Below are 25770 nucleotides of genomic sequence, written 5' to 3' on the forward strand. Positions count from 1 at the left end.
GAGAAAGGCCACGCCATGAGCGTTTCCGTTCGTATCCCGACCATCCTGCGCACCTACACCGGCGGCCAGGCCGAGGTCCCCGCCGAGGGCGCGACCGTCGCCGAGGTCCTCGCCGACCTGGAGCGCAACCACACCGGCATCTCTGCCCGCGTCCTCGACGACGACGGCAAGCTCCGCCGCTTCGTCAACCTCTACGTCAACGACGACGACATCCGCTTCGAGCAGGGCCTCGACACCGCCACCCCGGACGGCACGGGCATCTCGATCATCCCGGCGGTCGCCGGCGGCTGCTGAGCCCCGCGCCGGACGGTCCCCGCCTCGCCCGTACCCCTCGCTTCACCCCTGCCCCCTCCGCACCACAAGCGGAGGGGGCAATTCCATGGGATTCGCAGGAGTAGAGTCGGGGTATTGCTTCGCCCCTTTCTTCACGGCGGCTCCAGGAATCCCCGACGCCGCACGCGCACCTGTCGGAAACCTGGGAATCAATTCCGCTTTCCGTGCCGCCCATTTGCGGCTTTGCGTTCCTTTTGCCGGGCCCGACGTGTCCTGAACTCCCGTGAATTCTCCGGCCATGTCAGGATGCGGGCCGAGCCGATTTCTCGTCCGACTGACCTGTTGCGGACGGCAGTTGGGCAGATACATTCAGCGGCGGTCGACGCGTTCCGGCGCACGCCCCCCAAGATTCCCGCGGGGGTGAGGTCTGACCCGGGTGCGCGAAGTGCGTTCCTGTGCAAGGGCCAGTAATAGGGGAGTTAGGCATGGCTCAGGGCACCGTCAAGTGGTTCAACGCGGAGAAGGGCTACGGCTTCATCGCGGTCGACGGTGGTGCGGATGTATTCGTCCACTACAGCGCGATCCAGATGGACGGTTACCGCACCCTGGAGGAGGGTCAGCGGGTCGAGTTCGAGATCTCGCAGGGCCAGAAGGGCCCGCAGGCGGACATGGTCCGCGCTGCCGCCTGAACAGCGCTCCGACCGGTACGGGGCCCCGCGGCCGCGTACGACACGACATGACGAGCACGGGCGAGGGCCCGCACCCGGAGAGCGGGGGCGGGCCCTCGCCGCGTGTGCGCGTACGCGCGGCGGGCGCGGCGGCCCCGGACGGGCCGGCGTCCGGGGCCGCCGCGCCCGCGCGCTTACACGCACGGGTGGCATGGGTCGGCCCCGGGTCGGGTAAGGCGCACTCAAGTGGCTTGCACTCGATGGGGCAGAGTGCTAATCATTAGCGTTAGCACTCTGATGGTGAGAGTGACAGAGAGACCGGGTCGGTGAGGCCCGGCGGCCCCGCCGTGGCAAGGAATTCGGCGCGGGTCCCAGGCCGTCCGTCGCGGGCGCCACACGGTCCCTCAGCCCACCCCGTGTCCTGGGAGGACCACTTCACATGGCCAAGATCATCGCGTTCGACGAGGAGGCGCGGCGCGGCCTTGAGCGCGGTATGAACCAGCTCGCCGACGCCGTCAAGGTGACCCTCGGTCCCAAGGGCCGCAACGTCGTCCTGGAGAAGAAGTGGGGCGCCCCCACGATCACCAACGATGGTGTCTCCATCGCCAAGGAGATCGAGCTGGAGGACCCGTACGAGAAGATCGGCGCCGAGCTGGTCAAGGAGGTCGCGAAGAAGACGGACGACGTCGCCGGTGACGGCACGACGACCGCGACCGTCCTGGCCCAGGCCCTGGTCCGCGAGGGCCTGCGCAACGTGGCCGCCGGCGCCAACCCGATGGCCCTGAAGCGCGGCATCGAGCAGGCCGTCGAGGCCGTCTCGGGCGCGCTCCTGGAGCAGGCCAAGGACGTGGAGACCAAGGAGCAGATCGCCTCCACCGCCTCCATCTCCGCCGCCGACACCCAGATCGGCGAGCTCATCGCCGAGGCCATGGACAAGGTGGGCAAGGAAGGCGTCATCACCGTCGAGGAGTCCCAGACCTTCGGTCTGGAGCTGGAACTCACCGAGGGTATGCGCTTCGACAAGGGCTACATCTCGGCGTACTTCGCCACCGACATGGAGCGCATGGAGTCGTCGCTCGACGACCCGTACATCCTCATCGCGAACTCCAAGATCAGCAACGTGAAGGACCTCCTTCCGCTGCTGGAGAAGGTCATGCAGTCCGGCAAGCCGCTGCTGATCATCGCCGAGGACGTCGAGGGCGAGGCGCTCTCCACCCTGGTCGTCAACAAGATCCGCGGCACCTTCAAGTCCGTCGCGGTCAAGGCCCCCGGCTTCGGCGACCGCCGCAAGGCCATGCTCGGCGACATCGCCATCCTCACCGGTGGCCAGGTCATCTCCGAGGAGGTCGGCCTCAAGCTGGAGAACGCCGGCATCGAGCTGCTCGGCCGCGCCCGCAAGGTCGTCATCACCAAGGACGAGACGACCATCGTGGACGGCGCCGGCGACAGCGAGCAGGTCGCGGGCCGCGTCAACCAGATCCGCGCCGAGATCGAGAACAGCGACTCGGACTACGACCGAGAGAAGCTCCAGGAGCGCCTGGCGAAGCTCGCCGGTGGCGTCGCCGTCATCAAGGCCGGTGCCGCGACCGAGGTCGAGCTCAAGGAGCGCAAGCACCGCATCGAGGACGCCGTGCGCAACGCCAAGGCGGCTGTCGAGGAGGGCATCGTCGCCGGCGGCGGCGTGGCCCTGCTCCAGGCCTCCGCGGTCTTCGACAAGCTGGAGCTCGAAGGCGACGAGGCGACCGGCGCTGCCGCCGTGCGCACCGCCCTGGAGGCCCCGCTCAAGCAGATCGCCGTCAACGCCGGCCTCGAAGGCGGCGTCGTGGTGGAGAAGGTCCGCAACCTTGAGGTCGGCTACGGCCTCAACGCCGCGACCGGCGAGTACGTGAACATGATCGCCGAGGGCATCCTCGACCCGGCCAAGGTCACGCGCTCCGCCCTCCAGAACGCGGCCTCCATCGCCGCGCTCTTCCTCACCACCGAGGCCGTCATCGCCGACAAGCCGGAGAAGGCCGCCCCGGCCGCCCCGGGCGGCATGCCGGGCGGTGACATGGACTTCTGATCCGGCCCCCGGCCGCACGGCCGGGCTCGGATGAGGGTTCCCCGGGGCCCGTACGTCTGCGGACGTGCGGGCCCCGGTTGCGTGTGGGGGGCTTGCTGGGCGAGGCGGGTACGGGTTCCCTGCGGGGCGGGGTGGGGGCCCGCGCGCGTACGGCGCGGGCGGCTCGTGCCCGTACCGCGTCGGGCGGGCGCCGTTCCTGCGCCCCGTACACGTGAAAGCGGCACCTCCCGGTCCAGGAGGTGCCGCTTCTTCGTGTGGCCGACCGTCCGCGTTCCCCCGGGGAGCGACGGCCGTGCCGGGTGCGGCCCGCGTCGCTTCCCCCGAATCCGGCGCGGGCCGCCCCCGTACCACCGCCCCGTTCCGGACGGTCGTCACCGGGACAGGATGCCGTGAACGGGCCCGGCAGGGTATGAGTACTTGTACTCATAGAGGCGGTCACGGCGAACGTCGCGGGCCGCGCGGCCCGACAGCCTCACGGACTTCTCGTACTCCAGGAAGAGGACGGCACGGTGGACGGAGCGGACGCGGACCCCGTCGCGCTCGCCCGGCTGCTCGAACTCGCCGTCGCGGCACTCCACGAGACCCGCCCCGAACAGCTGTGGGCCCTCGCCTTCACCGAACTGCTCGACGCGCTCGACGCCGACCTCGCCGTCCGCAAGGCCGGGGAATGGAACCCGGGCGAGGGCACCGTCCGGCTGTGGACCCCCGAGGGCCCGGCCCACCACCTCCTCGGCCCCGACCAGCTCGACGTGATCCGCGCCGGCTACCCCTTCGTCGACCACTACACCGCCGGCCACCCCCTCGAACCCCTCACCGCCCGCACCACCGCCGGAGCCCACGCCTGGCGCCACGCCGCACCCGCCGGACGCCTGCGCGACGCGCTCGGCTCCACCGACATCCTCGCCCTGCCGCTCCCGCGCCCCGAGAACGGCGCCATCAACGGCTGTCTCCTGCACCGCACGGGCCGCACCCCCTTCACCCCCGCCCACCTCGCCTACGCCCGCCGGGCCCAGCCCGTACTCGCCGCCGTCGAGGCACACGCCGGCCACCTGCGCGCCTGGCGCACGCCCCCCGGCGGCCCGGAAGCGGCGAAGGTACGGGAGGAACGCGCCGCCCAACTCGGCCTCACCCCGCGCGAGATCACCGTCCTCGCCCTGCTCGCCGAGGCCCGCACCGCGAGCGCCATCGCCCAGCGCCTCGGCATCTCCCCCCGTACCGTCCACCGCCACCTCGCCCACCTCTACCGCAAGTTCGGGACGACGGACCGGCTCGCGACGGTGCTGCGGGCGCGGGAGACGGGCGTGCTGTGAGGCGGGGGTGCTCGGTGAGGTGGGGCGTGCTGCGCAGTGGTGAGCCGTCCGCTCAGGCACCCGGGGCGCGGGCCGGGAGGGAGTTGAGGAGCTGGAGCTTCTCGTGGCTGTCGGTGCCGGGGGTCGCGGTGTAGACGAGGAGCGACTGCCACTGGGCGGGATCGATGAGCACCTGGCAGTACAGGTCGAGCGCCCCGAGATCCGGGTGGCGCACCCGCTTCGTCTCGGTCTGCGGCAGACCCACCTCGTGCGCCGCCCACAGCGCGGCGAACTCCTCGCTGCGCGCGAGCAGCGCCTCGGCGATCTCCTCGGCGCGCCCGCCCTTCCCCTCCCGCGCGTACGCCGCGCGCAACTCCGAGGCGAAGAACCGCCCGCGCAGCGTGTGGTCCTCCGCCGGGTAGAGCGGCCGCACGGTGCCGGGCGCGGCGAACCAGCGGTACGTGATGCTGCGCTCCAGACCGGTGAAAAGGGTCTGGTCCCCGAGCAGCGCGGTCGCCGCGTGGGTCTGCTTGAGCGTCTCGCCGACACCCGAGAGGACCTGCGCGGGGGTGTCCTCCAGTCGGTCGAGGATGCGCATGAGACCCGGTGTGATGTGGTCCGTGCGGCTCGTGCGGGCGGGGGCGTTGTGGCCGGCGAGGAGGAAGAGGTGGTCGCGTTCGGCGAGCGTGAGGCGCAGCCCGCGCGCCATCGCGGCGAGCATCTGCTCCGAGGGCTGCGGACCGCGCTCCTGCTCGATGCGCGTGTAGTAGTCGGCGGACATCTCGCACAACGCCGCCACCTCCTCGCGCCGCAGCCCACCGGTACGGCGGCGCGGACCGCGCGGCAGCCCGACGTCCTCGGGTTGCAGCGCGGCCCGTCGGGTGCGCAGGAAGTCGGCGAGCTGAGCCCGGTCCACGGCGGTCCTCCTGAAGGGTGTCCCTGACGGTGGGGCTGGTGGTGACCGTCTGAGTGGCGGTGGCGGTGGCGGTGGCGGTGGCAGTGGCAGTGGCGGTGGCAGTGGCGGTGGTGCTGGTGTTGGTCCTGGTGGCGGTGACGGTCTTGGTGGCGGTGGCGGACTTGGCGTCGATGATGCCGGGCGGGCGGGGGTGCGTGCGCCCGGGGGTGGCGTGCCGTTGGGGCGGGGAGTGGTGGAGCGGGGTGGGGTGAGGCGGGCCGGGCACGGCGCGGCGGGGTACGACGGGGCGCTTCCGGCCGTGTCCTGGCCGGGGCTCACAGCAGCATGCCGCCGCTCGCCTCGATGCGCTGCCCGGTGATCCAGCGGGTGCCGTCGGCGAGGAGCGAGGCGACGGCCGCGCCGATGTCGACGGGGTCGCCGACGTGACCCATCGCGATGACGCTCGCGAGGCCCTCCCGTACCTGCTCGCTGTCACGCAGGTAGCCGCCGCCGAAGTCGGTTCCGGTGGCACCGGGGGCGATCGCGTTGACCGCGATGCCGCGCGGGCCCAGCTCCTTGGCGAGGTACCGCGTGAAGACCTCCACGGCACCCTTCATGGCGGCGTACGGCGCGGCGTCCGACTGCGTGAAGCGTGTCAGCCCGGTCGAGACGTTGAGCACCCGGCCGCCGTCGGCGAGCAGCGGAAGGAGCGTCTGGGTGAGCAGGTACGGACCCTTGAAGTGCACCTCGTACATGCTGTCGAGCTGCGCCGCCGTCGTCTCGGCGACGGGCGCCATCGCGGCGGAACCGGCGTTGTTGAAGAGGTGGTCGAAAGTGTCCCGCCCCCAGTGCTCGGCCAGCGCGGCCCGCACGTCCGCGGCGAAGCCCGGGAACGAGCCGAACTCGGTCGTGTCGAGCCGGAAGGCCACGGCGGTACGCCCCAGCCCGCGCACCGCGGCGAGCACCGCCTCGATCTCCTCGGCGTGCGAGCGGTAGGTTAGGAGGAGGTCCTGCCCGGCCGCGGCGAGATGCAGGGCGGCCTCCTTGCCCAGTCCGCGGTTGGCGCCGGTGACGAGGGTGATCTTGGGGGTGGCGGCGGGGGCGGGCGTCGCGGTGGGGGTGGCGGCGTCGCGGTTGTCGTGGTGGTCGCTCATGGGGTGCTCCGTAGACGTTCGCGTGGGCTTTCGCTTACGTCATCGAGAGTGCCCGGTGGGGCGAGGGGGATGAAGGCCGCACTCATCGGGGGATGGTGAGTCCCCCCTTGTGGGGGTGGGGGTGGGCGCGGTGTGGGGATGGGGGTGCGAGCGGTGCGGGAGGAAGTGTGGTGATTGGGGCGCGTTGAGATCAGGGTCCGTGTGGGGTGCGCGTGGAGCCAGGTGGTGCGGGGTGGTGTGGCGCGCGGGGGCCGGGGCGGGGGCGGGCGTGGCGCGCGTGGGTGTGTCTCAGTGGCGGCGCTGGGCGCGGAGATAGAGGCCACTCAGGACGAGCGTGGGCACGGCGAAGCCGAGGGCCAGATTGGCCTGCCGGTGATGATCCGCGTTGCACGCGCTCGCGGTGGGCCCACCGGACTCCCCGGTCCCCAGCACACTCCCGCAACCGCTCCCGCCCACCGGCCACATGAGCAGCGCGAGCACGACGAGGACCCCGAGCCCCGCGAGGCCGCCGTAAAGACGGGGGGCGGTGATACGCATACCAAGACGCTACGGCACCGGGGGGCCCACTGGAAGGGGAGCGGAGGGGCGGGGTCCGGATGGGGCGGGGGGGCGGTCGGAGAGAGAGGGTGGGTGGGGAGCGGGTGGGGGGCTGGGTGGGGTGTCGGGGTGTGCTGAGGGCTGCTGCGGGGGTGGGGTGAGGGGCGGGGGAGTGGGGCTGGGGTGGGGGCTTGGGAGGGGGCGAGAGTGGGCTTAGGGGCATGGGTGGGTGGCGAGTGCTGGGAGTGGGCGGGGAGTTGGGGGTGGACTCGGAGGCTGAGCGGGCCGGGGGCGGGGTCGGAGCCGAGGCCGGGGGCAGGAGGGGCGGTGGGGCGAGTCGGAGACGGAGTTGGAAAAGGGGGATGGCGGGGAGGGAGCGGAGCGGGAGCCGGGGGCAGGCGGTAGCCGCCTTGAGCGGCTCCAAGGCCGGGGCCGGGACGGGTGGCGGCGGATAGGGCAGGCAGGGCAGGCAGGGGCGGCGGTGTGGCGAGTGTGCGGGCTTGCGCCTGTGCCTGCGTCTGTCCCCTCGCCTGTCCCCTCGTCTGCCCCTGCGCTACCTGTGCCGGGACACACCCCCACCCACCCGGGGGGCGACCCCGATACCAGTCTTTCGCAAGTCACCACCCCCCAGGCACCACCATCCGAAATCTGTGGATAAAGTCGGTGAACCCAAAAAAGCGCTCACTCTTCCGTGTGAGAGGAATTCGCTGTCCACAGGGCGGATTTGCCCACCGCCGCCGCGCGTGATCAAGTGCCCGTAATCCAGGTGCCGCCACCCCAGCACCGCCGCTACGGTCGCGACATGCCTCGACTGGAACGGTTGACCGCCGCGCACGCCTCGGCGGTGCTGGAGTTCGAGCGGGCCGAGCGGGAGTGGTTCGCGCGGTGGGTGCCGGACCGGGGGGACCCCTACTTCACCGCCGAGGGCTTCGCCGAGCGGCACGCCGCGCTCCTGGCCGAGCAGGACGCGGGCGTCTGCCGCTTCCACGTACTGCTCGACGACGACGGGCACACCGTGCTCGGCCGCTTCAACCTCATGGACATCGTGGCCGGCGAGGACGTGGAACTGGGCTACCGGCTCGCGCGCCGGGCCACGGGGCGCGGGCTGGCGACCGCAGCCGTACGGGAGGTGTGCGCCCTCGCCTGTGCGTCGCTCGGCCTGTCACGGGTGTGGGCGGACACGGCCGCCCGTAACACCGCGTCCCGCGCAGTCCTCGCGCGTGCGGGATTCGGCCCCGGTGTACCGGTCGACCGGGCGGGAGAACCGGTACTGCGGCACGTCCGCCGGCTGTGACGAGCCGGTACGAGGCCAGGCCGCCGCGCCCCGCGGGCCTCACGGCATGCGCCGCGACGGGACCGGTGAGCAGCACCACATCCCATACTGCGCCGCAGGGCAGGCGGCTAGGCTCGCCAAACATGGACATAGCAGTCGACGACCTGGCCGGCCCCGCCATCGCCGCCTTCCTGGAGGCCCACGTCTCCCAGCTTCGCGCCCTCTCCCCGCCCGAGAGCACCCACGCGCTCGACCTCGACGGGCTGCGCGCACCAGAAGTGACCTTCTGGACCGCGCGCGAGAGCGGCGAGATCGTCGGCTGCTGCGCCGTCAAGCGGATCGCCCCGGGACACGGCGAACTCAAGTCCATGCGCACCGACTCCACGCGCACCCGCTCCGGCATCGCCTCCGCACTGCTGGGCCACGCCCTCGACGAGTCGCGCCGCGCCGGGATGAGCCGCGTCAGCCTGGAGACCGGAGCGGACGACTTCTTCCTCCCGGCCCGCACGCTCTACGCCAAATTCGGCTTCCGCCCCTGCCCGCCCTTCGGCACCTACCGCGAGGACCCACTCAGCGTCTTCCTCACCCGCACGCTCTGAGCGGCACGCTCTGAGCCGCAGGCCGCGGCTCTGCCCGTCGCGCGCCGTCCGTCCCGCGCCGCACCTGGCCCGTCCCGCGCCGCACCTGGCCCGTCCCGCGCCGCCCGTCGTGCGCGCCGCTCGTCCCGCCACTCGTGTCGTCCCGCCACCCGTGGCGCTGCAGGCTAACCGCTCTCCCCGCGACTCGCCGGGGAATCTCCCGAAGCCGCGCCGAAATGGTGAATCGGCCGGTGGCGCCGTGGCGGCACGCCCGGGCGGGGTGATGAACTCCTGCACAGCCTCGCCTCTGCGAGGAGCCTCCCGCTCCTGGGAGCCCCGCCGTCCGGCCGCCCCGCCACTCCGGGCGCCTGGACGGCGGGCAGGTGGGCAGCCACCAAGAGCGCGGCGGCGCGCGCCGCGCGGGGGCGGAGCAGTACGAGTGACGACGAACGGGAGCGTGGACGAATGACCGAGCAGGGCACGCGGGAACTGACCGGTATGTACGAGGCCCAGGACCACTTGGAGCGCCTCCGCGCCGCCCTCATCGCCGCCGGCATCAAGCTGCCGTCGCTCCGCCTCGACCTCCCCTCCTGCTCCGGAGAGGCGCAGACCCCTCTCCTCGACCTCGGTCGCGTCAATCTCGACACCGCACGTGCCCTCACCGCCCTCGCCGAACACGCCGCCCGCCCCGCGCCCGCCGACACGGACAGCCCCTGACGGGCGGTCCCCGACGCCTGTGCCCTACAGGGCAGCGTCCGCCGGTGCGAACGTCCACCGTTACCGAAGTCGTCAGGGGGCAGCCCGGCGCCCCGGCCCGCGGCCCGATCGCCCCGTAGCAGTGGCGCTCGCTCGGGCCGCGGGCCCCGTACCCGTGGACCTTCCTCCCCTCGGACCTCACCGACACCCGTGGCCCTCCTCCCCTTCGCCTCCTCGGACGTCGTAGCGTCAGTGCGTACGGCACGCAGCCGTCACCACGTCAGCAGCCCCGGCGCGGGCACGATCCGCGGCGGGGGAAGGAGTGTCCATGCCCGCGTCCGAACCGTCCCCTTCCGGTACCCCGGCCCCGCGCTCGGCCGGTGAGCCGCAGCAGAACGTCAGCTTCCCGAGCGCGGGTGGCACCGCCCACGGCTACCTCGCCCTGCCCCCGGCCGGGCGCGGCCCCGGGGTGCTCGTCATCCAGGAGTGGTGGGGGCTCACCGAGCACATCGCCGACGTGACGCGCCGCCTTGCCGCCGAGGGCTTCGTCGCCCTCGCCCCGGACCTTTACGGCGGCGCCGTCGCCCACGACGCCGCCGAAGCCGGCCGGATGATGGGTGCCCTGCCGGTGGACCGCGGCGTGGAACTGCTGTCCGGGGCAGTGGACTATCTGCTCGGCCTTCCCGAGGTCACCTCCTCGTCCGTGGGAGCGGTCGGCTTCTGCATGGGCGGCGGTTTCGTCCTGCAACTGTCCGCGACCGACCCCCGGATCAGCGCCGCCGTCCCCTTCTACGGCGTGATCCAGGGCGAACTCCCGGACTTCTCGGGGACGCGCGCCGAGGTCCTCGGGCACTACGGCGAACAGGACGGCTCCGTCCCGCCCGATTCCCTCGACGCGCTGCGCGCCGCACTGGAGAAGCAGGCCGGAATCACCCCCGACCTACGGCTCTACCCGGCCGGCCACGCCTTCTTCAACGACGGCCGCGAGACGTACCACCCCGAGGCCGCCGCCCAGGCCTGGGAGTCCACCCTCGGCTTCCTGCACAGCCGCCTTGAGGAGACGCCCGGGCAGTGAGCCACCGGCAGGCGCGGGGCCTCCGGCGGCCGTCCTCGCGAGGGGGCGTCAGTAGGCGCGCCGCGTGGCGTTGGCGAGGGCCTGTGGGCTGTACCCGGCGAAGAGATCCGTCTCGGCCTCCCGTACCTCCATGATCGCCTCGAAGAGTGGATCGCCGAGCGCCGCGCGCAGCACCTCCGACTGCCGGAACCGGGCCACTGCCTCGGGCAGCGAGCTTGGCAGTCGGGCCGGCCTCTCGTCCTCCGCCAGGTCCACCGGGTCCCCCGCCGTGGCCGCCGGAAGCCGCTCGCCGCGCTCCAGGCCGCCGAGCCCCGCGGCGAGCACCGCACCCGCGACGAGGTACGGGCTCGCCGCCGCGTCGAGGCACTTGACCTCGGCGTTCGCCGTCTCGGCCCGGCCGGGCGCACCTGGGATCAGGCGCAGCGCCGCTTCCCTGTTCTCCGGCCCCCAGCACTGGAAGGCGCCCGTCCAGCGCGAGGGGGCCAGGCGCAGATAGCTCGCCGGGCTGGGTGCGCCGATCGCGAGCAGGGCCGGAAGCTCGCCCAGGATGCCGGCGAGGAACGACTCGGCTTCCGGGCGCAGCCCGCTCGGGCCGTCGCCCCCACCGCACAGATTGACCCCGTCGCGCCACAGGCTCAGGTGCAGGTGCCGGCCGTTGCCCACGTGCCCGGCCAGGACGCTGGGCCCGAAGTTGGTCTCCCAGCCGTACCGGACGGTGACGGCGCGGATGGTCTCCTGGACGAGGACCACGAGGTCGGCCGCGCGGACGGGCGCGGCTGGAGCGACGGACAGCTCGAACTGCCCGGGCGAGTACTCCGGGTGGATCTGGAGGACTTCGACGCCCTGCCGTTCCAGTGCGACGAGGATGTCCCGAAGGTAGTCGCCGTGTGGTGCCAGGCGCGTCATCCCGTACGCGCCACCGGGCGCGGGTGGACGCGGTTCCGCCTCCGGGTGGGCGGAGCCGCCGGGACCGGCGCCGTCGGCGGGGAGGGTGACGATCCACTCGGTCTCGAAACCCATGAGCGGTGAGAGCCCTGCCGCCTCCGCGCGGGCGGTGACCCGTCGCAGGAAGGTGCGGTGGCAGGCCGCCGAGGGGGTGCCGGACTGCTCGTACCTGTCGCCGGGCGCCCACGCCCAGCCTGGTTGCCCGGCGAGGACCGTGAGCGCGCTCAGATCGGGGACGACGCGCAGGTCGCCCTCTGGGCCGCCGATGTACGTACTGCTCGTGAAGGAGTCGTCGACGAGGGCCACGTCGAAAACCGGCGAGAGCCCGACGCCGTCCTGCCCCGCCCGGGCCAGGCGAGCCGCGGGCACTGCTTTGACCCGGGTGATCCCGGCCGTGTCCACCGAGGTGATCGCGACCCCGGCCACTTCCGGTGGCAGCGTCGGCACCTGCCCGGTCCCCTGTGCCGCGGGGAAGGCATGGGTGGGGGCGCCGGGTGCGGGCGGTGCCGCGGGCGCGATCCGGGGATGGGGGGACTGGGTGTGCATGACGAGGCTTCTCCTCCTGTCACGGGGCGGTGCCGTCGTACCGGAACCACCGCCGTGACAGGAAGGTACCCCTCAACTACTCTGTGTGAAAACTTTCGCGGGAAAGTGTGACCATCTCACTGTGTAAAGGTGATGATCGGACCGGGCGTGACTGAGGGGTGTTCTCGGCTCCTCAGGCCCGAATCGGCCAGGTCGGGATCACCTCGCGCCGCCACGTGCTGTTCGCGACGTGGGCGAAGGACCCGTACCAGGCCACGACCGCCGTCACGAGCCCGAGCCAGCCGCCGACGTGGTCGACGCCGCTGGAGCCGGCGAAGGCGCCTGCCGAGAGGAAGGCGAACGTCAGCGTGAGGAAGACGAAGACGCCGATGACGACGCCGTTGGTGCGCAGCGCCGCGACCGTCATGTACGCGGTGAAGATCGCCCAGGCGAGGAGGAAGAGGCCCGTCGCCTTGTCCGCGTAGGCGGGGTCGAGGCCGGGCGCGATCTTGCCCACGTACAGCGCGAAGGCGAGCCAGAAGCCGCCGTAGGAGACGAACGCCGTCGCCGAGAAGGTGTTGTTCCTGCGGAACTCCCACAGCCCCGCGAGCAACTGGGCGAGGCCTCCGTAGAAGAGCGCGAGCGGCAGGACGACCTTCTCGACGGAGTCGTTGAGCAGGCCCGCGTTGAAGACGCTGAGGACGAAGGTCGTCAGGGCGAAGGCGCCGAGGCCGAGACCTCCGGGATCGGCCACCTGCGCGGGGGCGGCGGAGTTTTCGGGGGTGGCCGCGGGGCGGACGGTGGCCGCCGCGGGCGTGGGCTTGCTGGGGGACACGAGCTGCTCTCCTCTCCTTCGGGGACCGCACGGGGAGGGACGGGCGCGGGCCGCGCGAGACGGCCCCGGGGCACGTCCCGCAGGTGCGGAGAGTCGGAGCGCGGGCCGGCGAGCGAGGACGTGCGCGATCGCGTACGGGCAGCACGCGAGCACCCCCCTGCGCGGACTCATCCGCCCCTCAGCTGTGGCCCGTTGCTTCGGCGAAGCCATCCTCGGCCCGTGGCATGGCAGCGTCAAGATCCTCGGCCGATAATTCATGTACGCGGCAACTAGCCTTGTCGTGCCGGGGAATCGAACACACGGGCGGGGTTCGTGAGGTGACCGTGGGGGATTCGACGTATGTCTGTGCGGCGGCTGTGATCTTTCCGATGGGAAACGCTGCGAGGATACGAACCTGAGTCGGAGGCCTCCGGGCCCTCCCGGCTCAAGGCCCTGTCGCCACAGCGGTGCGGGCGCGCCCTCACGGGGCGGGCGTGCCGCACAGCGTGCAGGCGGCCACAACGGTTCAGGCTTCGTCGGTCGGGTGCGCCGACGTGTCAGAACCCGGTGGCTCAGGGCTCCGAGGGCTGGGCGGGGCTCGGCTCTGCGACTCCCGCGGCGGCAGGTGCGGCTGCCGGCGCGGAGGTGGACACGGGGAGGGCGTCCGCGTTCAGCTCGCTCAAGGTCGCGGAGTCGAAGCCGAAGAGGTACGTGGCGGCGAAGCCCACGCCGTATCCGGCCAGCAGGCCGAGACCGTAGACCGCGGCGGTGGCGCCGAGGCCGCGGTTCCCCGCGAGCAGCGGGAACAGGGCCCATCCGGAAGGCCCGATGGCGGTCGCCCCCACCTTCGTGCCGAGCATGGAGAAGAGCCCCACGAGTCCACCCCCCGCCGCACCCCCCACGCACGCCGTGATGAACGGCCGGCCCAACGGCAGCGAGACACCGTAGATCAGTGGCTCGCCGACACCCAGCACCCCGGCGGGCAACGCCGATCTGACGGTCTTACGAATGGAGGTGTTCCGCTTCAGGCGCAGCGCGACCGCGAGCGCGCAGCCCACCTGCCCCGCCCCAGCCATCGCCAGCACCGGAAGGAGAACGGTGTAACCCTGGGACTCGATGAGCGTCGTATGAATCGGGATGAGCGCCTGGTGCAGGCCCAGCATCACCAGAGGAAGGAAGAGACCCCCGAGCACGAAGCCCGCGAAGGCGCCCGTGTGCGTGAGGAGCCAGTCCGCCGCCGTACCGATCCCCTCGGCGACCTCGCCCGCCACGTACATCAGGCCGTAGAGCGTCACCAGACCCGAGACGAGCACCGTGAGGGTGGGAGTGACGAGCACGTCGACGGCCTCGGGCACCCGGCGCCGGCACCAGCGTTCCACGTACGCGGCGAGAGCGGCGGCGCCGAGCGCGCCGAGCACCCCGCCCTGACCGGGCACGAGCGGGGTGCCGAACACCTCCACCTTGGCCACACCGGGAAAGACGATGATCGCCGCGACCGCACCGCCGAGCACCGGCGTGCCACCGAACTCCTTGGCTGTGTTGTAGCCGACGAACACCGCGATGAGCGCCATGAAACCGGAGGAGACCGCGGTCAGCGCGGCCGTGAGTCCTCCCGCCCAGCCGAGGTTGACGAGCAGTCCGCCCAGACCGGCGATGATCCCGCAGCCGATCAGTGCGGGGATGAGGGGCACGAAGATGTCCGCGATGCGGCGGAGGAAGAGCTTGAGGGGGGTGCGGTTGCGCGAACGGCGCTCGGCGCGGATCTCGGCACCGCGTGTGGCGAGGGTGTCGGCGGTGGAGGAGGCGACGTCGGAGAGGGCGGCGCCGTCGGCGGGCACGGGGGTGGCGTCCGCGCTTTCGTGGACCAGCCGGGCGAATTCCGGGGTGACGCGGGCGACCTTCCCCGGGCCCAGCACGATCTGGTACGAGTCGCCGTCCTCGACCACGCCCAGAACGGCGGGCAGTGCGCGCAACGAGGCGTCGTCGACCCGCGAGCGGTCCGTGAGCCCCAGCCGCAGCCGGGTCATGCAGTGGGTGACTGAGGTGACGTTAGCGGGCCCACCCACCAGCGGCAGGATCGCCGCCGCCGTCGCACGGTGCTCGTTCCCGGCCATCGCCCAGCCGCCTTCCGCTGCCGCCACCGACACCCCTGGCGCGAGGCGCGCCGGGGCCGTGGTCCGAGGGTGCGGGAGCGGGTGGGGGAGGGGGCGGAGGCTCGCGGGGGCGGGGGAGTGAAAGGGGCGGGAGGGGGGAGGGGAGGGGGGAGAGGAGGGGGCCCCACCCCGGGTGTGGCCTTTTGCCGATCGACCTCCGGCCACCTCGGCCCCGGCCTGCCCAGCGCCTGCCCCCGGTCCTCGCGGGCGCCCGCCACTCGGGACACGTCCCCCTGCCCTGCCCTGCCCCGTCCTCCCCGCCCCTACCGTCCCTTCCGCTCAGCCCCTCACCGCCTCGCCCAGCGCCTCCCGCAGGTGGCCTGCGTGGGCCTGGAGGAGGCGGGCGGATTCTGGGCCGTCGACGTGTCCGAGGAGGACGAGGATCGCGTTCTTCACCTCGCCGCCGGTCGCCGCGAGCGCGGCTTCGATCTCGGTGTCGTCCGCGCCGGTGGCGAGAGCGACGATGTGCCGGGAGCGGGCGCGGAGCTTCTCGTTGGAGGCGCGGACGTCGACCATCAGGTTTCCGTAGGTCTTGCCGAGCCGGATCATGCTGATCGTGGAGAGCATGTTGAGGACGAGTTTCTGCGCCGTGCCGGCCTTGAGGCGGGTCGAGCCGGTGATCAGCTCCGGGCCGACGACGACCTCGATGCCGTGATCGGCCTCGGCGGCGAGGGGGCTGTCGGCGTTGCAGGATAGGCCGATGGTCAGCGCGCCGCGCACCGTGCGCGCGTGGTGTACGGCGCCGACGGCGTAGGGGGTGCGGCCCGAGGCGGAGATGCCGACGACGACGTCGTCGGGGCCGAGGCCGAGCGCGTCGAGGTCGGCGGCGGCCTGCTCGGTGTCGTCCTCGGCGCCCTCGACCGCGGTGATGATCGCGGAGGGGCCGCCGGCGATGAGGCCGATGACCTCGCCGGGCGCGGTGTTGAACGTCGGCGGGCACTCGCTCGCGTCGAGGATGCCGAGCCTCCCCGCGGTTCCGGCACCCACGTAGACGAGGCGGCCTCCTCGCGCCATGCGGGCGGCGGCGGCGTCGATCGCGGCGGCGATACGCGGGAGTGCGCGGGCGACGGCGGCGGGGACGGTCGCGTCCTCGCCGTTCATCGTCCGTGCGATCTCCTCGGTCGTCAGCCGGTCGATCTCGGCCAGTTCCGGACGGAACTGCTCAGTGGTGAGGTGGGCGAGTTCCGCCCGGAGCTCTTCGTACGGGGCGGCTCCCGGGGCGGGGGTGCGGCCCCCGGGAGGGATCGGGTTCCGGCCGTGCGGGGCGTCGGGGTGCGCGGCCCGGTCGGTGGGCCCGGTGGTCGTCATGTGCGGCTCTCCGCTGTGCTGAGGGACAGGTGGTGCGGGTGGTGGCGATGGTGCCGGCCGGCCCGGATGGCCGGAGGCGAGGAGGTCTGCGGGTGCGGCCGTACGGTCCGTACGGCGTACGGGGATCACGGGCGTAGGGGGCGGCGGGGCGGCCGTCGCGCGTAGGCCGGGGCAGCGGCGTGACAGCGTTGTCGCCGGGTGGGCGGGCGGTGGTGCGGGAGGGGACGGCGGACGAGGTCGGGTTGCGGCTCAGGTGTGGTCGCCGAGGCCCTGCCGGGGGCGATGGCGGTGCGCCAGGGCCTCGTAGGAGGCGGCGAGAGCGGGGGCGGCGTGCTCGTAGGTGCGCTGGGCGACGCCGACGAAGAGACAGTCCACCACGAGGTGCTGGCTGGCCCGCGACGACATGGCCGCCGGGCGCAGTTCGCTCTCGCGGGCCGCGACCGTGGTGAGGACGTGGTCGGCGTACTGCGCGGCCGAGCCGTCCGGGCGGCCGATGATGGCGATGGTCGTGGCGCCGCGTTCGAAGGCGGCGCGCAGCGGCTCGACGACGTCGCTCGTGGAACCCGAGTGCGTGATGGCGACGGCGACGTCCTTGCCGCGAAGCTGCACCGCGTTGGTGATGGCGAGGTGCGGGTCCGCGTGGGCCTGGGCGAAGAGCCCGATGCGCAGCAGCTTCTGCCCGAGATCCTGCGCGACGAGGTGTGAGGCGCCGACGCCGTAGATGTCGATGCGACGGGCCTGCGCGAGAGCGGTGACGGCGGCGCCGAGGGCGGCCGTGTCGAGGTTCGCCGCCGTGTCGGCGAGGGTCTGCCGCTCGTCGTGGGCGAGCTTCGTGACGACATCGGCTATCGGGTCGTCGAGCGCGATATCGGCGGTGACGGAGGGCGCGGCCCCTGATTCCTGGTGCGCCGCGAGTCCGGCGAGGGCGAGCCGCAGATCGCGGTAGCCCGGATAACCGAGGAGGCGCGCGGTGCGGACGACGGTGGCCTCGCTCGTACCGGTGCGCGTGGCGAGACCGGTCACGGTGAGTGCCGAGCAGCCCGCCGGGTCGGCGGCGACGGCCTCGGCGACGCGCTGCATGGACCGCGTCATGGAGGGCGCGAGGGTGCGCACCTTCGCGGCGAGCGCGGCGGGAGCGGGGGGCGCGGGCGAGGAGGTGCCGGGGTGCGGGCGGGCGGGGACGGGGGCGGCACGCCCCGGGGCGCGGTGCGAGGCGGCGGGGGCGGGGGTGGAGGCGGCGGCCGGGCGCGCGGCGCGGCCGGGCCCGGCGGCGGGGCGGCTCAGCGCGGAGGCGCCGTTGGCAAAATCCTTCACATCCTTGGTCACGGGTGAAATTTACTTTCAGCAGGGTGTGGGGGTCAAGAACGAGGGCCCGGTGTGATAGCCGCTCCAGGGGTCCGGGGCCCGCCGAGCGCCCCCGACCGGTCCGGACAGGGGTGCCGGCCGGGCCGGCAGAGGCGGCTCAGGGCTTTCTCAGGGGTCTGTTCGAGGGTGTCTACGGGTCGTCTCAGGGTTCGTCTACGGGGCGCCTACGGGTCATTTCCGGTCCCGGCGCGCCTGCCGCACAATGGCCTCATGGCCACTCCCGACTCCTCCGGCACATCCGGGGCCGCCCCCGAGCCCGGCTCCCTGGAGCAGACGCTGCACGCCGCGCGCGCCCGGGTGCTCGCGGACCTCGCCGCGAGCGAGGTGAGCGACGCGCGCGTGGTCTCCCTCGTCGAGGAGGCGGTGACGCAGCGCCGCTGGTGGGTGGAGCAGTGGCCGGACGGCGCCGAGTTCGTCGCGGGGCTCGTCGCGCAGGACGTGCAGGACGGCCTCCTGGAGCAGCACGGGCGCTGGCCGCTGTGCCCCGTGTGCACCGAGGAGGAGCCACACTCCCTCGCGGTCGAACCGGAACTCGGCCCCGACCCGCACTGGGTCTGTGCCGAGGCGGGCGTCCTCGTCGCGCCCGTCGGAGCCCTCGACTCCGTCCCGGGCATCCGGTGACCGTCTACATCGACCCGCCGAACTGGCCGGGCCACGGCCGCATGTGGTCGCACCTCGTCAGCGACGACTCGTACGAGGAACTGCACCGTTTCGCGCGGGCGCTCGGCCTGCCCCGCCGCGCCTTCGACCGCGATCACTACGACCTCCCGGCGCAGCGGTACGCGGATGCCCTCGCTGCGGGAGCCACCGGCATCGGCAGCAAGGAACTCGTGGCGCGCCTCACGGCGGCGGGGCTGCGCCGCCGCAAGGCGCGAGGCGAACGCGGGGAGGCGCGAGGCGGACGCGGGGAGGCGCGAGGCGGACGCGGGGAGGCGGGGCGGAACCCGTAGACCGCGCGGAAGCTCTGCCGGGAGCGCGAGCCGCGACTCGCACCCGCCGGACGACCGGGGCGGGCACCCGTCGCGCGTCCCGGCTCGCACCCGCCGGGCGTCCCGCTCCTACCCGCCCAGCAGCGCCAGCTCCGTCGCCAGGTTCTCGCGCGCCCGCTGCTCCCAATGGCGGCTGCCGTACGGGGTGCGGAAGAGGCGGGGGAGGGCGAGGAGGTGGCGCAGCACCTCGGCACGGCCGTGGCGGAACTGCTCCTCGGGGAGGAATCCGTACTCCTCGCTGACGGCGGCGGCGTAGGCCGCGTACTCCTCCGGCGCCCCCGCGAGCACCGCGAGGTCGGCGTCGCACAGCAGCTCGCCGTCCCCGTCGCCCTGCGCCGTCTCGTGGTCGGTGGTGAGCCGTACGAGGCGGGCCACCTCGGCGACGGGTCCGGGCGCGAGTCCCGCCTCGCGCAGGGCGCGTTCGGCGAGCGTCGCGCTGCGCTCCTCGTTCTCGGAGCGGTCGGGCCGGTAGACCGCGTCGTGGAACCAGGCCGCGAGCCGCACCGTGTCGGGGTCCCGCACCGTCCCGGCCCACGCGCGTTCGGCCGCCGTGCCGTGCGCGGCGGCGCGCGCGGTCTCGGCGGTGAGCGTGTCGAGGTGGCGCAGGACGGCCCGCAGGTGGTCGACCGTGTGGTACTTGCGCGGGGGCTCCGCCCAGCGGGAGAGGAGTTCATCGGCGTACGGCTCCGGGGCGGGCCCGGGTGCCCCACCCCGTACGCGCAGCAGCGTCACGGCGAAGGCGGCGCGCAGCTCCTCGTACGCCGCCGAGCGCCCGGATTCCGCGAGGTCCCGCTCACCGTCCATGCGCCCATTCTCACCCGCGCCGCCGCGTCCGCCGTTCTCGCGGTACGGGGGCGGCCCCGCCGGGAGGCCGGGCGCGCCCGTACGCGCGGCGCCCGCGCCCCGTTCCGCCGCCCGTACGCCCCGGGACGGTGCTGCCCCGGGCCCGGGGTGCCGCGTAGGCTGCCCTCCAGCGCGATTGGACTAGACCGCTTCTCCTCCCGGCGGGACGCCCGGGGGCCTCCGCGACGGGGCGAGGTTCCGGAGGAGTGGCCGTGCCTGCCCTGACGCGCGCGACGGCGGGTCCGCGACGCGGCGGGCCCCGGCAGACGGGGCCCCTGAAGGGTGCCCGGACACGGGACGGACGGGAAGAGGGGCCATGACCATGCCCGAAGGCACAGCCGCACTCCTGGAGGTGATCGCCCTCGACGCGGCGGACGCCAGAGCCGCGCGGGACGGCGGGGCCGACCGCCTGGAACTCGTCAGCGACATGGCAGCCGACGGGCTCACGCCCACCGTCGAGACCTTCCGTGAGATCCGCGCCGCCGTCCCCCTCCCGCTGCGCGTAATGCTGCGCCTGAGCGACGGCTTCGCGGCGGGCGGCGCAAGCGGCGTGGCCGCGCTCGTGGACCGCGCGACGCGGTTGCGCGCGGCGGGGGCGCGGGAGTTCGTGCTCGGTTTCCTCGACCCGGAGGGCGACCCCGACCTCGACACGCTGAAACGTCTCGCCGACGTCCTCGACGGCTGCGCCTGGACCTTCCACCGCGCCGTGGACCGCAGCCACGACCGCGAGGCACTGCGCGCCCAGCTCGACGGGCTCCCTGGCCTCGACACCTACCTGACGGCCGGTGCGGCGGGCGGCGTCGACGAAGGACTGCCCGTGCTGTGCGAGGAGGCCGCGCGCGAGGGAAGCCCGGGTTACACGCAGCGCCTCCTCGTGGGCGGCGGCCTGCGCCTCGACCACCTCCCCGCCTTGCGCGCCGCCGGCATCTCCGCCTTCCACATCGGCGGCGCTGCCCGCCCCGGCGGCTGGGACGGACCGGTCGACGCGGCGGCCGTGGAGCGCTGGCGCGAGGCGCTGGGCTGAGGGGGGACGCGACCTACGGGAGAGGGCGGCCCGGCCCCGCACGGGACCGGCCGCCCGTCACCTGTACCGGACCGGCCGCGGTCACCCCCCCCGTACCGGACTGTCCGCTACGCCGTGGCCAGGGCTTCCGGCAGTTCTTCCGCGTGGAGCACGGTGAGCCCTGAGACCGCGCGGGTGAGTGCCACGTACAGGCGGCGCAGTCCGGTCGGTTCGTCGGCCTCGCCCGCGACGACGGCGGCCGGTTCGTCGAGCACGACGTAGTCGTACTCCAGGCCCTTGGCGAGCGAGGCGGGGACGAGGGTGAGGCGGGATTCGCGCGTGGTCTCGGTGCCGGGTTCCAGGTGCGCGAGCCCGGCGTCGGCCAGGGCCGCCGCGAGCGCGGGAACGCGCGAGTCGGCGGCGATGAGCCCGATCGAGCCCTCGTGGCCGAGCGCCTCGCGGCAGGCGGCGAGGACGGCGGCGTCGCGCGCGTCCTCGCCGACGCGCCGGACGAGGAGCGAACCGGGCGACTCGCGCACCGAGCGCACCTCGGCGAGATCGGGCGCGATCGCCGGCAGCAGCTTCGACGCGTACGCGATGACCTCGCGCGGCACACGGAAACCGGCCGTCAGCTCCTCGATGTGCGCCTCCTCCTTGCCGAGATGGCGCAGCGCCTGAGCCCACGTCCGCGTCGCCCAGGGCGTCGTGCCCTGCGCGAGGTCGCCGAGGACCGTCGCCGAGCCCGTGCTGCACCTGCGGCCCACCGCCCGGTACTGCATGGGGGAGAGGTCCTGCGCCTCGTCGAGCACGACATGCCCGAGCGAGTGGGTGCGTTCGACGAGGTCGCGGGCCTCGTCGACGAGGACGACGTCGGCCGCCGACCACTTCGCGCTCTTGACGGAGCGAGCCGGTTTCGGCCACAGGATCGCCGCCTGCTCCTCGGCGTCGAGCAGCCCCTCGGCGTGCTCCGCGAGGAACCCCGGGTCGCTCAGGAGCCGCAGGACGAGCTTCGCGGGCTCGACTTTCGGCCACACGGCGTTGACCGTCGCCTTCACGGCGGCATTGCGCGCGACGGTGGCCTGCACCCGGTCGTCGGGCGCCTCCCCGGCCCGCTCCATCTGGACGAGGACGGCGTGTGCGAGCCGCTGCGGCAGCGCCTCGCGGGCCGCCCCGTACCGCATGTCGCGGTCGAGCAGCTCGCGCACCAGCTCCTCCACCTCGTACACCGCGAGGCGCCAGCGCCGCGAGCCGCGCACCACGACCACGCCTTCGGTGGGCATCGACACGTGCGCGCGCAGCGCCCGCCGCAGCACTTCGGCCATCCGCGCGTCGCCCTTGACGGTCGCGGCCCACGCGTCGTCCTCGCCGCGCACCTCGACGCCGGGCGCGGCGACGAGATCGGCGACGGTCGCCTGACGCACCTCCATCTCCCCGAGCGCCGGGAGCACCTGCTCGATGTAGCTCAGGAACGACCGGTTCGGACCGATCACGAGCGTTCCGGTGCGGGCGAGCCGGTCGCGGTGGGCGTAGAGGAGGTACGCGACACGGTGCAGGCCGACCGCGGTCTTCCCGGTCCCCGGGCCGCCCTGCACACAGACGGTGCCGCTGAGGTCGCCGCGGACGATGCCGTCCTGCTCGGGCTGGATCGTCGCGACGATGTCGCGCATCGGACCGACGCGCGGGCGCTCGATCTCGCGTTGCAGGAGCTTGCTCGTCCCCGGATCGCCCTGCTCGGAACCGGGACCGGAGAGCACCTCGTCCTCGTACGCGGTCAGCTCACCTCCGGTGTAACCGAAGCGCCGCCGTCGCCCGACGTCCATCGGCCGCTGCCGGGACGCCTGGTAGTACGCGGTCGACACGGGCGCGCGCCAGTCGATGACGAGCGGATCGCCGTCCGCGTCGTGCACGTGCCGACGCCCGATGTAGAAGCGCTCGCCCTCCGCGCCCTCGGCGTCCTTGAGCCCCGGTGGGCGGGTGAAGTCGAGCCGCCCGAAGAAGAGCGGCGTGTCGGCGAGGTCCGCGAGCGCTTTGACGCGCTCCTCGATCTGCGCCTGGAGCACGGCGGCGTTGACCCAGTTCGCGGTCACGTCGCGGATGTCGAGGTTCTCCGTCTCCTCGCGCATCACGCGCAGCGCGGAACGCGAGACGGAGAGGTGCGCGCGCTCGCGGGCGAGGGGATCGGTGCCGGTGGCGGGCGGGGGATCGGCGGGCGTGGCGCCGGGTGGTGGGTCGGCGGGTGTGGCGCCGGGTGGAGGCCCAGCGGGCGTGGCGCCGGGTGGGTCGGCGGGCGCGGTGGACGGTGACGACGCGGACGGGTGACTCACGGTACGGCCTCCTGCCGAAAGGGCGCGCGCGGCCGAGCACCGCCCCCGCGGCCCGGCGTGCGCGGGCACGACGCGTGCGGTACGACATGCGCGCAGGGCGGAGGGCGGTGGCGCCGCGCGAACGGCGAACGAATGAGACGAACGGCCCGGCCGCCGGGAACCGGCCAGAGGCCGGGGCGGTCGCGGTCGCCGAGATTGCCGCCGGTTTCCGTCCGGCAGGCGGCACTCCACGGGAGGGAGGCGGACAGACGCGCGATTGTAGGGGAGAGGGAGGTGGGAGCCCAAATGGGGGCGGGGAGGACTGTGACCCCTCTGTGTGAATCTTTCTCGCAGAGTGAGACGGGGGCATGCAAGGTGTAGTTGGATCAGTTTAATCGTCGTGTCTCGACGAAATATGGGACTGAGAAGCGCACTGCTATCGCTTGAGGAGCGTGACACCATGCTGCTTCGCTTCCGGGTGAGCAACCACGCATCGATCCGTGATGAACAGGAACTGTCGCTGGTCGCCGAGGACGACCGTCCGCGTCGCGCTCAGCGCTTGATCGCGGGTACAGACCTCAAGGTGGTGCCCGTTGCGGCCATATATGGGGCGAACGCCTCGGGCAAGTCGAATTTCGTGGATGCGATGAAGTGGATGCGGCACGCCGTGCTCTCCTCTTTCGCTGCATGGGATCCGCAGGGCGGTGTGCCGCGCCGCCCGTTCGCCTTCTCCTCCGACCCGGCGGGGGAGGCGAGCACGTACGGGGTCGACCTCGTTGTCGACGGGGTGCGGTACGAGTACGGCTTCACCGTGGATGATCGCGAGGTCCGGGCCGAATGGCTGGCGTCCTACCCGGAGGGCAGGCGGCGCAAGCTGTTCGAACGAACGGGGCCGGGCAAAGACACACTCTCCTTTGGCCGATTCCTCCTCGGCCGCCGCAAGGCCATCGCTGACCTCACTCGTGCCAACAGCCTCTACCTGTCCGTAGGAGCGGCGCACGACCATCCCCTGCTCCGGAGCATTCACGCCTGGTTCCAACACGGACTGCGTACGGCCAGTGACCACGACTACAACTCCCGACTGACGTACACGATCGACGTCATGCGCAGCGCGGAGAAGGCGGAAGAGCGTGGCAAGCAGGGGGCGGCGAACGGCCTCACACGGTTGCTCCGCTTCGCTGACCTGGGAGTCGACCGGCTCACTTTTGGTGACCCCGATCCGCGGATCGAGGAAGAACACCAGCGTTTGGTGGACGCCGTGGCGAAGGCGATGGGAGAGCAGGTGCGGGTGGAAGGGCCGCCACCCTATGAGGTACGTGTCCAGCACAGGACGGGGGACGGGATCTTCCCCCTTGCCCTTGAGCGTGAATCGAGTGGCACGAAGACCTGGATCGGGATGCTGGGACCTGTCCTCACTACCCTTGTTGACGGTGGGGTGCTGGTGGTGGACGAGCTGGACGCTCGGCTGCACCCGCAGTTGTCGGACGCGCTGGTCGGCATGTTTCAGCGCCCCGAGATCAATACGCGCGGAGCGCAGCTCGTCTTCACCACCCACGAGGCGTCACTCCTGGGAAACAATGTCCGGACGGAACTCGTCCGCGATCAGGTCTGGTTCACGGAGAAGGACCGAGTCACGCTCGCCACGCGGGTCTATCCGGTCACCGATTTCTACGTGCGGGATGGTGAAGGGCCGCGCGACAACTTGGAGAAGCGCTATCTGACCGGGAGGTATGGATCCCTGCCTCTTCTCGACGATAGCTTGCTGGAGGGATTCGCCGAGATGGCCGCGGGTGGGGGGACAAGTGGGCCGGGGGAAACCGCTGGGGCGCAGGAAGCCGAAGAGGCCGGAGCAGCGCAGAGTTCTCATCTACTGCGAAGGTAGGAACACTGAGGCGGACTATCTCAAGGGTCTCCGCGCTGAGCTGAGCGGGACTATTCGCATCGCGGTGGGGTCCGCGCACGGTACACCGCTGAAGCTCGTACGCGATGCGCTGAAGCACCGGGACCGGGCACCGAACGAACGGGACGACCAGTTCACGGCCTATGAAGATGTGTGGTGCGTCATGGACGTCGAGGCGCCGAAGCCGCACGGTGACCTGTCACAGGCGCTGAAGCTGGCCGACGCGGAAGGCATCAAGGTCGTCCTGAGCAACCCCTGTTTCGAGCTCTGGATTCTGTTGCACTTCAGTTTCCACGCCGGCTGGATGACGTCGGACCAGGCTCAGCGCACACTGGAGAAGCACGGGGGAACGGGCTACGACGGGCAGCGCAAGAAGGTCGACTACCTCGCGCTGCGTTCGGGAATCGAGCAGGCGATGAAGAACGCGGCACGCCTGCGGGCGCACCACGGCGGCAGTGCCAAGCCTCATCAAACGAACCCGTGGACCGACGTGGACCGGTTGGTGCACGACTTGCGTAGGCAGCGAGACGAGGCCCGTTCATGAGCAGGTGGCAAGCGGCGGGTCGGTCGGCCTCGCTCTTGAGGCAGAGACCCTAGGGAATCCGTTCGACCCGCCTCAGGGTTAGCTCCGGGTCCCTCTCAGGGGTTGCTTCCGGGGTGCGCTCCCCCTGCGGGTGGAGGCGGCGAACGGAATATTTCAACCCGTGGGTTGATCCGCTCGGGGCGGTGGCGCGGGCACGCTGGGGGACATGAGCAGCGTGAGCTACACCACACCGTCCCTGTCCGCTTCGTCCCTCACCTCTTCCCTCTCGCCCTCGCGCCTCGCCGCGCCCGCCGTGGCCGCCGGGCGGCGTGGTCTCGGCGGTTCGCTGCGTGCGCTGCGCGCCTTCGCCACGGCCGCCTGCGAGGTCGCGCTGCTCGGTATGTACGACGAGCGGGCCGGCGTCGCGCCACGCCTGCGGCACCTCGCGGAGAGCGCGCCCGAGGACCACCGCACATGAGGGGGACGGTACGGGCGCTGCTCCGCCGCCTGGCCGGCGGCGGGAGCGAGACGCCTGCGGATGCCCCGTCGTCGGAGCGTCGCGGCCGGGCGGTCGCCTGGGCGCCGCCCGGCCCCTCGCG

At 72.8% G+C, this 25770-nt stretch carries 24 protein-coding genes; 14 read left to right on the forward strand and 10 right to left on the reverse strand.

Annotation, left to right across the window (positions count from 1 at the left end; genetic code table 11):
* The first annotated feature begins 15 nt into the window (after nucleotides 1–15).
* The 4 genes from ACIP4O_RS02765 (at nucleotide 16) to ACIP4O_RS02780 (ending at nucleotide 4313) form a co-directional block, all read left to right on the forward strand.
* Nucleotides 16–294: a MoaD/ThiS family protein gene (locus ACIP4O_RS02765; protein WP_164289041.1), complete on the forward strand. Its 279-nt coding sequence runs from the start codon at nucleotides 16–18 to the stop codon at nucleotides 292–294.
* A 464-nt stretch (nucleotides 295–758) separates the two neighbouring features.
* The gene (locus tag ACIP4O_RS02770; RefSeq protein WP_008747198.1) at nucleotides 759–962 is read left to right on the forward strand and encodes a cold-shock protein; all 204 of its coding nucleotides are present in this window, start codon (nucleotides 759–761) and stop codon (nucleotides 960–962) included.
* Between the two features lie 418 nt (nucleotides 963–1380).
* Nucleotides 1381–3003, forward strand: a complete 1623-nt coding sequence (gene groL / locus ACIP4O_RS02775) for a chaperonin GroEL (RefSeq protein ID WP_007825444.1) — start codon at nucleotides 1381–1383, stop codon at nucleotides 3001–3003.
* A gap of 509 nt (nucleotides 3004–3512) precedes the next feature.
* Nucleotides 3513–4313, forward strand: coding sequence for a response regulator transcription factor (locus ACIP4O_RS02780; RefSeq protein WP_401570687.1), 801 nt, complete (start codon nucleotides 3513–3515; stop codon nucleotides 4311–4313).
* Nucleotides 4314–4365: 52 nt separating this feature from the next.
* Here the strand turns inward: ACIP4O_RS02780 and ACIP4O_RS02785 are convergent, their stop codons facing one another.
* The 3 genes from ACIP4O_RS02785 to ACIP4O_RS02795 all read right to left on the reverse strand — a co-directional run bounded on the left by ACIP4O_RS02785 (nucleotide 4366) and on the right by ACIP4O_RS02795 (nucleotide 6878).
* The gene (locus ACIP4O_RS02785; RefSeq protein WP_401570690.1) at nucleotides 4366–5208 is read right to left on the reverse strand and encodes a helix-turn-helix transcriptional regulator; all 843 of its coding nucleotides are present in this window, start codon (nucleotides 5206–5208) and stop codon (nucleotides 4366–4368) included.
* 314 nt (nucleotides 5209–5522) lie between these two features.
* Nucleotides 5523–6341 (reverse strand): SDR family NAD(P)-dependent oxidoreductase, encoded by an 819-nt coding sequence (locus ACIP4O_RS02790; RefSeq protein WP_401570693.1) that lies wholly within the window; start codon nucleotides 6339–6341, stop codon nucleotides 5523–5525.
* Nucleotides 6342–6629: 288 nt separating this feature from the next.
* Nucleotides 6630–6878, reverse strand: coding sequence for a hypothetical protein (locus tag ACIP4O_RS02795; protein ID WP_401570695.1), 249 nt, complete (start codon nucleotides 6876–6878; stop codon nucleotides 6630–6632).
* A gap of 802 nt (nucleotides 6879–7680) precedes the next feature.
* Between ACIP4O_RS02795 and ACIP4O_RS02800 the strand changes: the two genes are divergently transcribed.
* From ACIP4O_RS02800 to ACIP4O_RS02815, 4 genes are all read left to right on the forward strand, one after another.
* On the forward strand, nucleotides 7681–8172 hold the full coding sequence (locus ACIP4O_RS02800; RefSeq protein WP_401570698.1) for a GNAT family N-acetyltransferase: 492 nt from the start codon (nucleotides 7681–7683) through the stop codon (nucleotides 8170–8172).
* A gap of 122 nt (nucleotides 8173–8294) precedes the next feature.
* Complete coding sequence (locus ACIP4O_RS02805; RefSeq protein ID WP_401570701.1) at nucleotides 8295–8750, forward strand: GNAT family N-acetyltransferase; 456 nt, start codon at nucleotides 8295–8297, stop codon at nucleotides 8748–8750.
* A 444-nt stretch (nucleotides 8751–9194) separates the two neighbouring features.
* Nucleotides 9195–9446, forward strand: coding sequence for a hypothetical protein (locus ACIP4O_RS02810; RefSeq protein ID WP_361319688.1), 252 nt, complete (start codon nucleotides 9195–9197; stop codon nucleotides 9444–9446).
* A 307-nt stretch (nucleotides 9447–9753) separates the two neighbouring features.
* Nucleotides 9754–10500, forward strand: a complete 747-nt coding sequence (locus ACIP4O_RS02815) for a dienelactone hydrolase family protein (RefSeq protein WP_401570703.1) — start codon at nucleotides 9754–9756, stop codon at nucleotides 10498–10500.
* A gap of 48 nt (nucleotides 10501–10548) precedes the next feature.
* On the opposite strand, the gene ACIP4O_RS02820 is transcribed toward ACIP4O_RS02815, so the two are convergent.
* From ACIP4O_RS02820 to ACIP4O_RS02840, 5 genes are all read right to left on the reverse strand, one after another.
* The gene (locus tag ACIP4O_RS02820) at nucleotides 10549–11991 is read right to left on the reverse strand and encodes a glutamine synthetase (protein ID WP_401570706.1); all 1443 of its coding nucleotides are present in this window, start codon (nucleotides 11989–11991) and stop codon (nucleotides 10549–10551) included.
* A gap of 172 nt (nucleotides 11992–12163) precedes the next feature.
* Nucleotides 12164–12805: an acetate uptake transporter gene (locus tag ACIP4O_RS02825; protein ID WP_401570709.1), complete on the reverse strand. Its 642-nt coding sequence runs from the start codon at nucleotides 12803–12805 to the stop codon at nucleotides 12164–12166.
* 551 nt (nucleotides 12806–13356) lie between these two features.
* A complete protein-coding gene (locus ACIP4O_RS02830) occupies nucleotides 13357–14898 on the reverse strand; it encodes a PTS transporter subunit EIIC (RefSeq protein ID WP_401573783.1) in 1542 nt (513 codons plus the stop codon).
* 318 nt (nucleotides 14899–15216) lie between these two features.
* On the reverse strand, nucleotides 15217–16245 hold the full coding sequence (gene murQ / locus ACIP4O_RS02835) for an N-acetylmuramic acid 6-phosphate etherase (RefSeq protein ID WP_401570711.1): 1029 nt from the start codon (nucleotides 16243–16245) through the stop codon (nucleotides 15217–15219).
* Between the two features lie 249 nt (nucleotides 16246–16494).
* Nucleotides 16495–17358: a MurR/RpiR family transcriptional regulator gene (locus tag ACIP4O_RS02840; RefSeq protein ID WP_361320890.1), complete on the reverse strand. Its 864-nt coding sequence runs from the start codon at nucleotides 17356–17358 to the stop codon at nucleotides 16495–16497.
* 462 nt (nucleotides 17359–17820) lie between these two features.
* On the opposite strand from ACIP4O_RS02840, the gene ACIP4O_RS02845 reads away from it, so the two are divergent.
* Nucleotides 17821–18231, forward strand: a complete 411-nt coding sequence (locus tag ACIP4O_RS02845) for a hypothetical protein (protein ID WP_401570714.1) — start codon at nucleotides 17821–17823, stop codon at nucleotides 18229–18231.
* Complete coding sequence (locus tag ACIP4O_RS02850; RefSeq protein ID WP_401570716.1) at nucleotides 18228–18560, forward strand: DUF4031 domain-containing protein; 333 nt, start codon at nucleotides 18228–18230, stop codon at nucleotides 18558–18560. The genes ACIP4O_RS02845 and ACIP4O_RS02850 overlap by 4 nt, the downstream gene beginning before the upstream one ends.
* A 108-nt stretch (nucleotides 18561–18668) precedes the next feature.
* On the opposite strand, the gene ACIP4O_RS02855 is transcribed toward ACIP4O_RS02850, so the two are convergent.
* Nucleotides 18669–19403: a hypothetical protein gene (locus tag ACIP4O_RS02855; protein ID WP_401570719.1), complete on the reverse strand. Its 735-nt coding sequence runs from the start codon at nucleotides 19401–19403 to the stop codon at nucleotides 18669–18671.
* A 355-nt stretch (nucleotides 19404–19758) separates the two neighbouring features.
* Between ACIP4O_RS02855 and ACIP4O_RS02860 the strand changes: the two genes are divergently transcribed.
* Entirely contained in the window at nucleotides 19759–20466 is a 708-nt protein-coding gene (locus tag ACIP4O_RS02860; RefSeq protein ID WP_401570721.1) for a copper homeostasis protein CutC, read from the forward strand.
* 107 nt (nucleotides 20467–20573) lie between these two features.
* Here ACIP4O_RS02860 and ACIP4O_RS02865 read toward each other — a convergent pair whose 3' ends face one another.
* Nucleotides 20574–22769 (reverse strand): HelD family protein, encoded by a 2196-nt coding sequence (locus tag ACIP4O_RS02865; RefSeq protein ID WP_401570723.1) that lies wholly within the window; start codon nucleotides 22767–22769, stop codon nucleotides 20574–20576.
* Nucleotides 22770–23208: 439 nt separating this feature from the next.
* On the opposite strand from ACIP4O_RS02865, the gene ACIP4O_RS02870 reads away from it, so the two are divergent.
* The 3 genes from ACIP4O_RS02870 (at nucleotide 23209) to ACIP4O_RS02880 (ending at nucleotide 25649) form a co-directional block, all read left to right on the forward strand.
* Nucleotides 23209–24630 (forward strand): ATP/GTP-binding protein, encoded by a 1422-nt coding sequence (locus tag ACIP4O_RS02870; protein ID WP_401570726.1) that lies wholly within the window; start codon nucleotides 23209–23211, stop codon nucleotides 24628–24630.
* Nucleotides 24551–25192, forward strand: coding sequence for an RloB family protein (locus ACIP4O_RS02875; protein WP_401570728.1), 642 nt, complete (start codon nucleotides 24551–24553; stop codon nucleotides 25190–25192). The genes ACIP4O_RS02870 and ACIP4O_RS02875 overlap by 80 nt, the downstream gene beginning before the upstream one ends.
* Before the next feature lie 205 nt (nucleotides 25193–25397).
* Nucleotides 25398–25649, forward strand: coding sequence for a hypothetical protein (locus tag ACIP4O_RS02880; RefSeq protein ID WP_401570730.1), 252 nt, complete (start codon nucleotides 25398–25400; stop codon nucleotides 25647–25649).
* Nucleotides 25650–25770: the final 121 nt, after the last annotated feature.

Source organism: Streptomyces sp. NPDC088923 (assembly GCF_044749745.1).
In the GTDB taxonomy this organism is placed as follows: Bacteria; Actinomycetota; Actinomycetes; order Streptomycetales; family Streptomycetaceae; genus Streptomyces.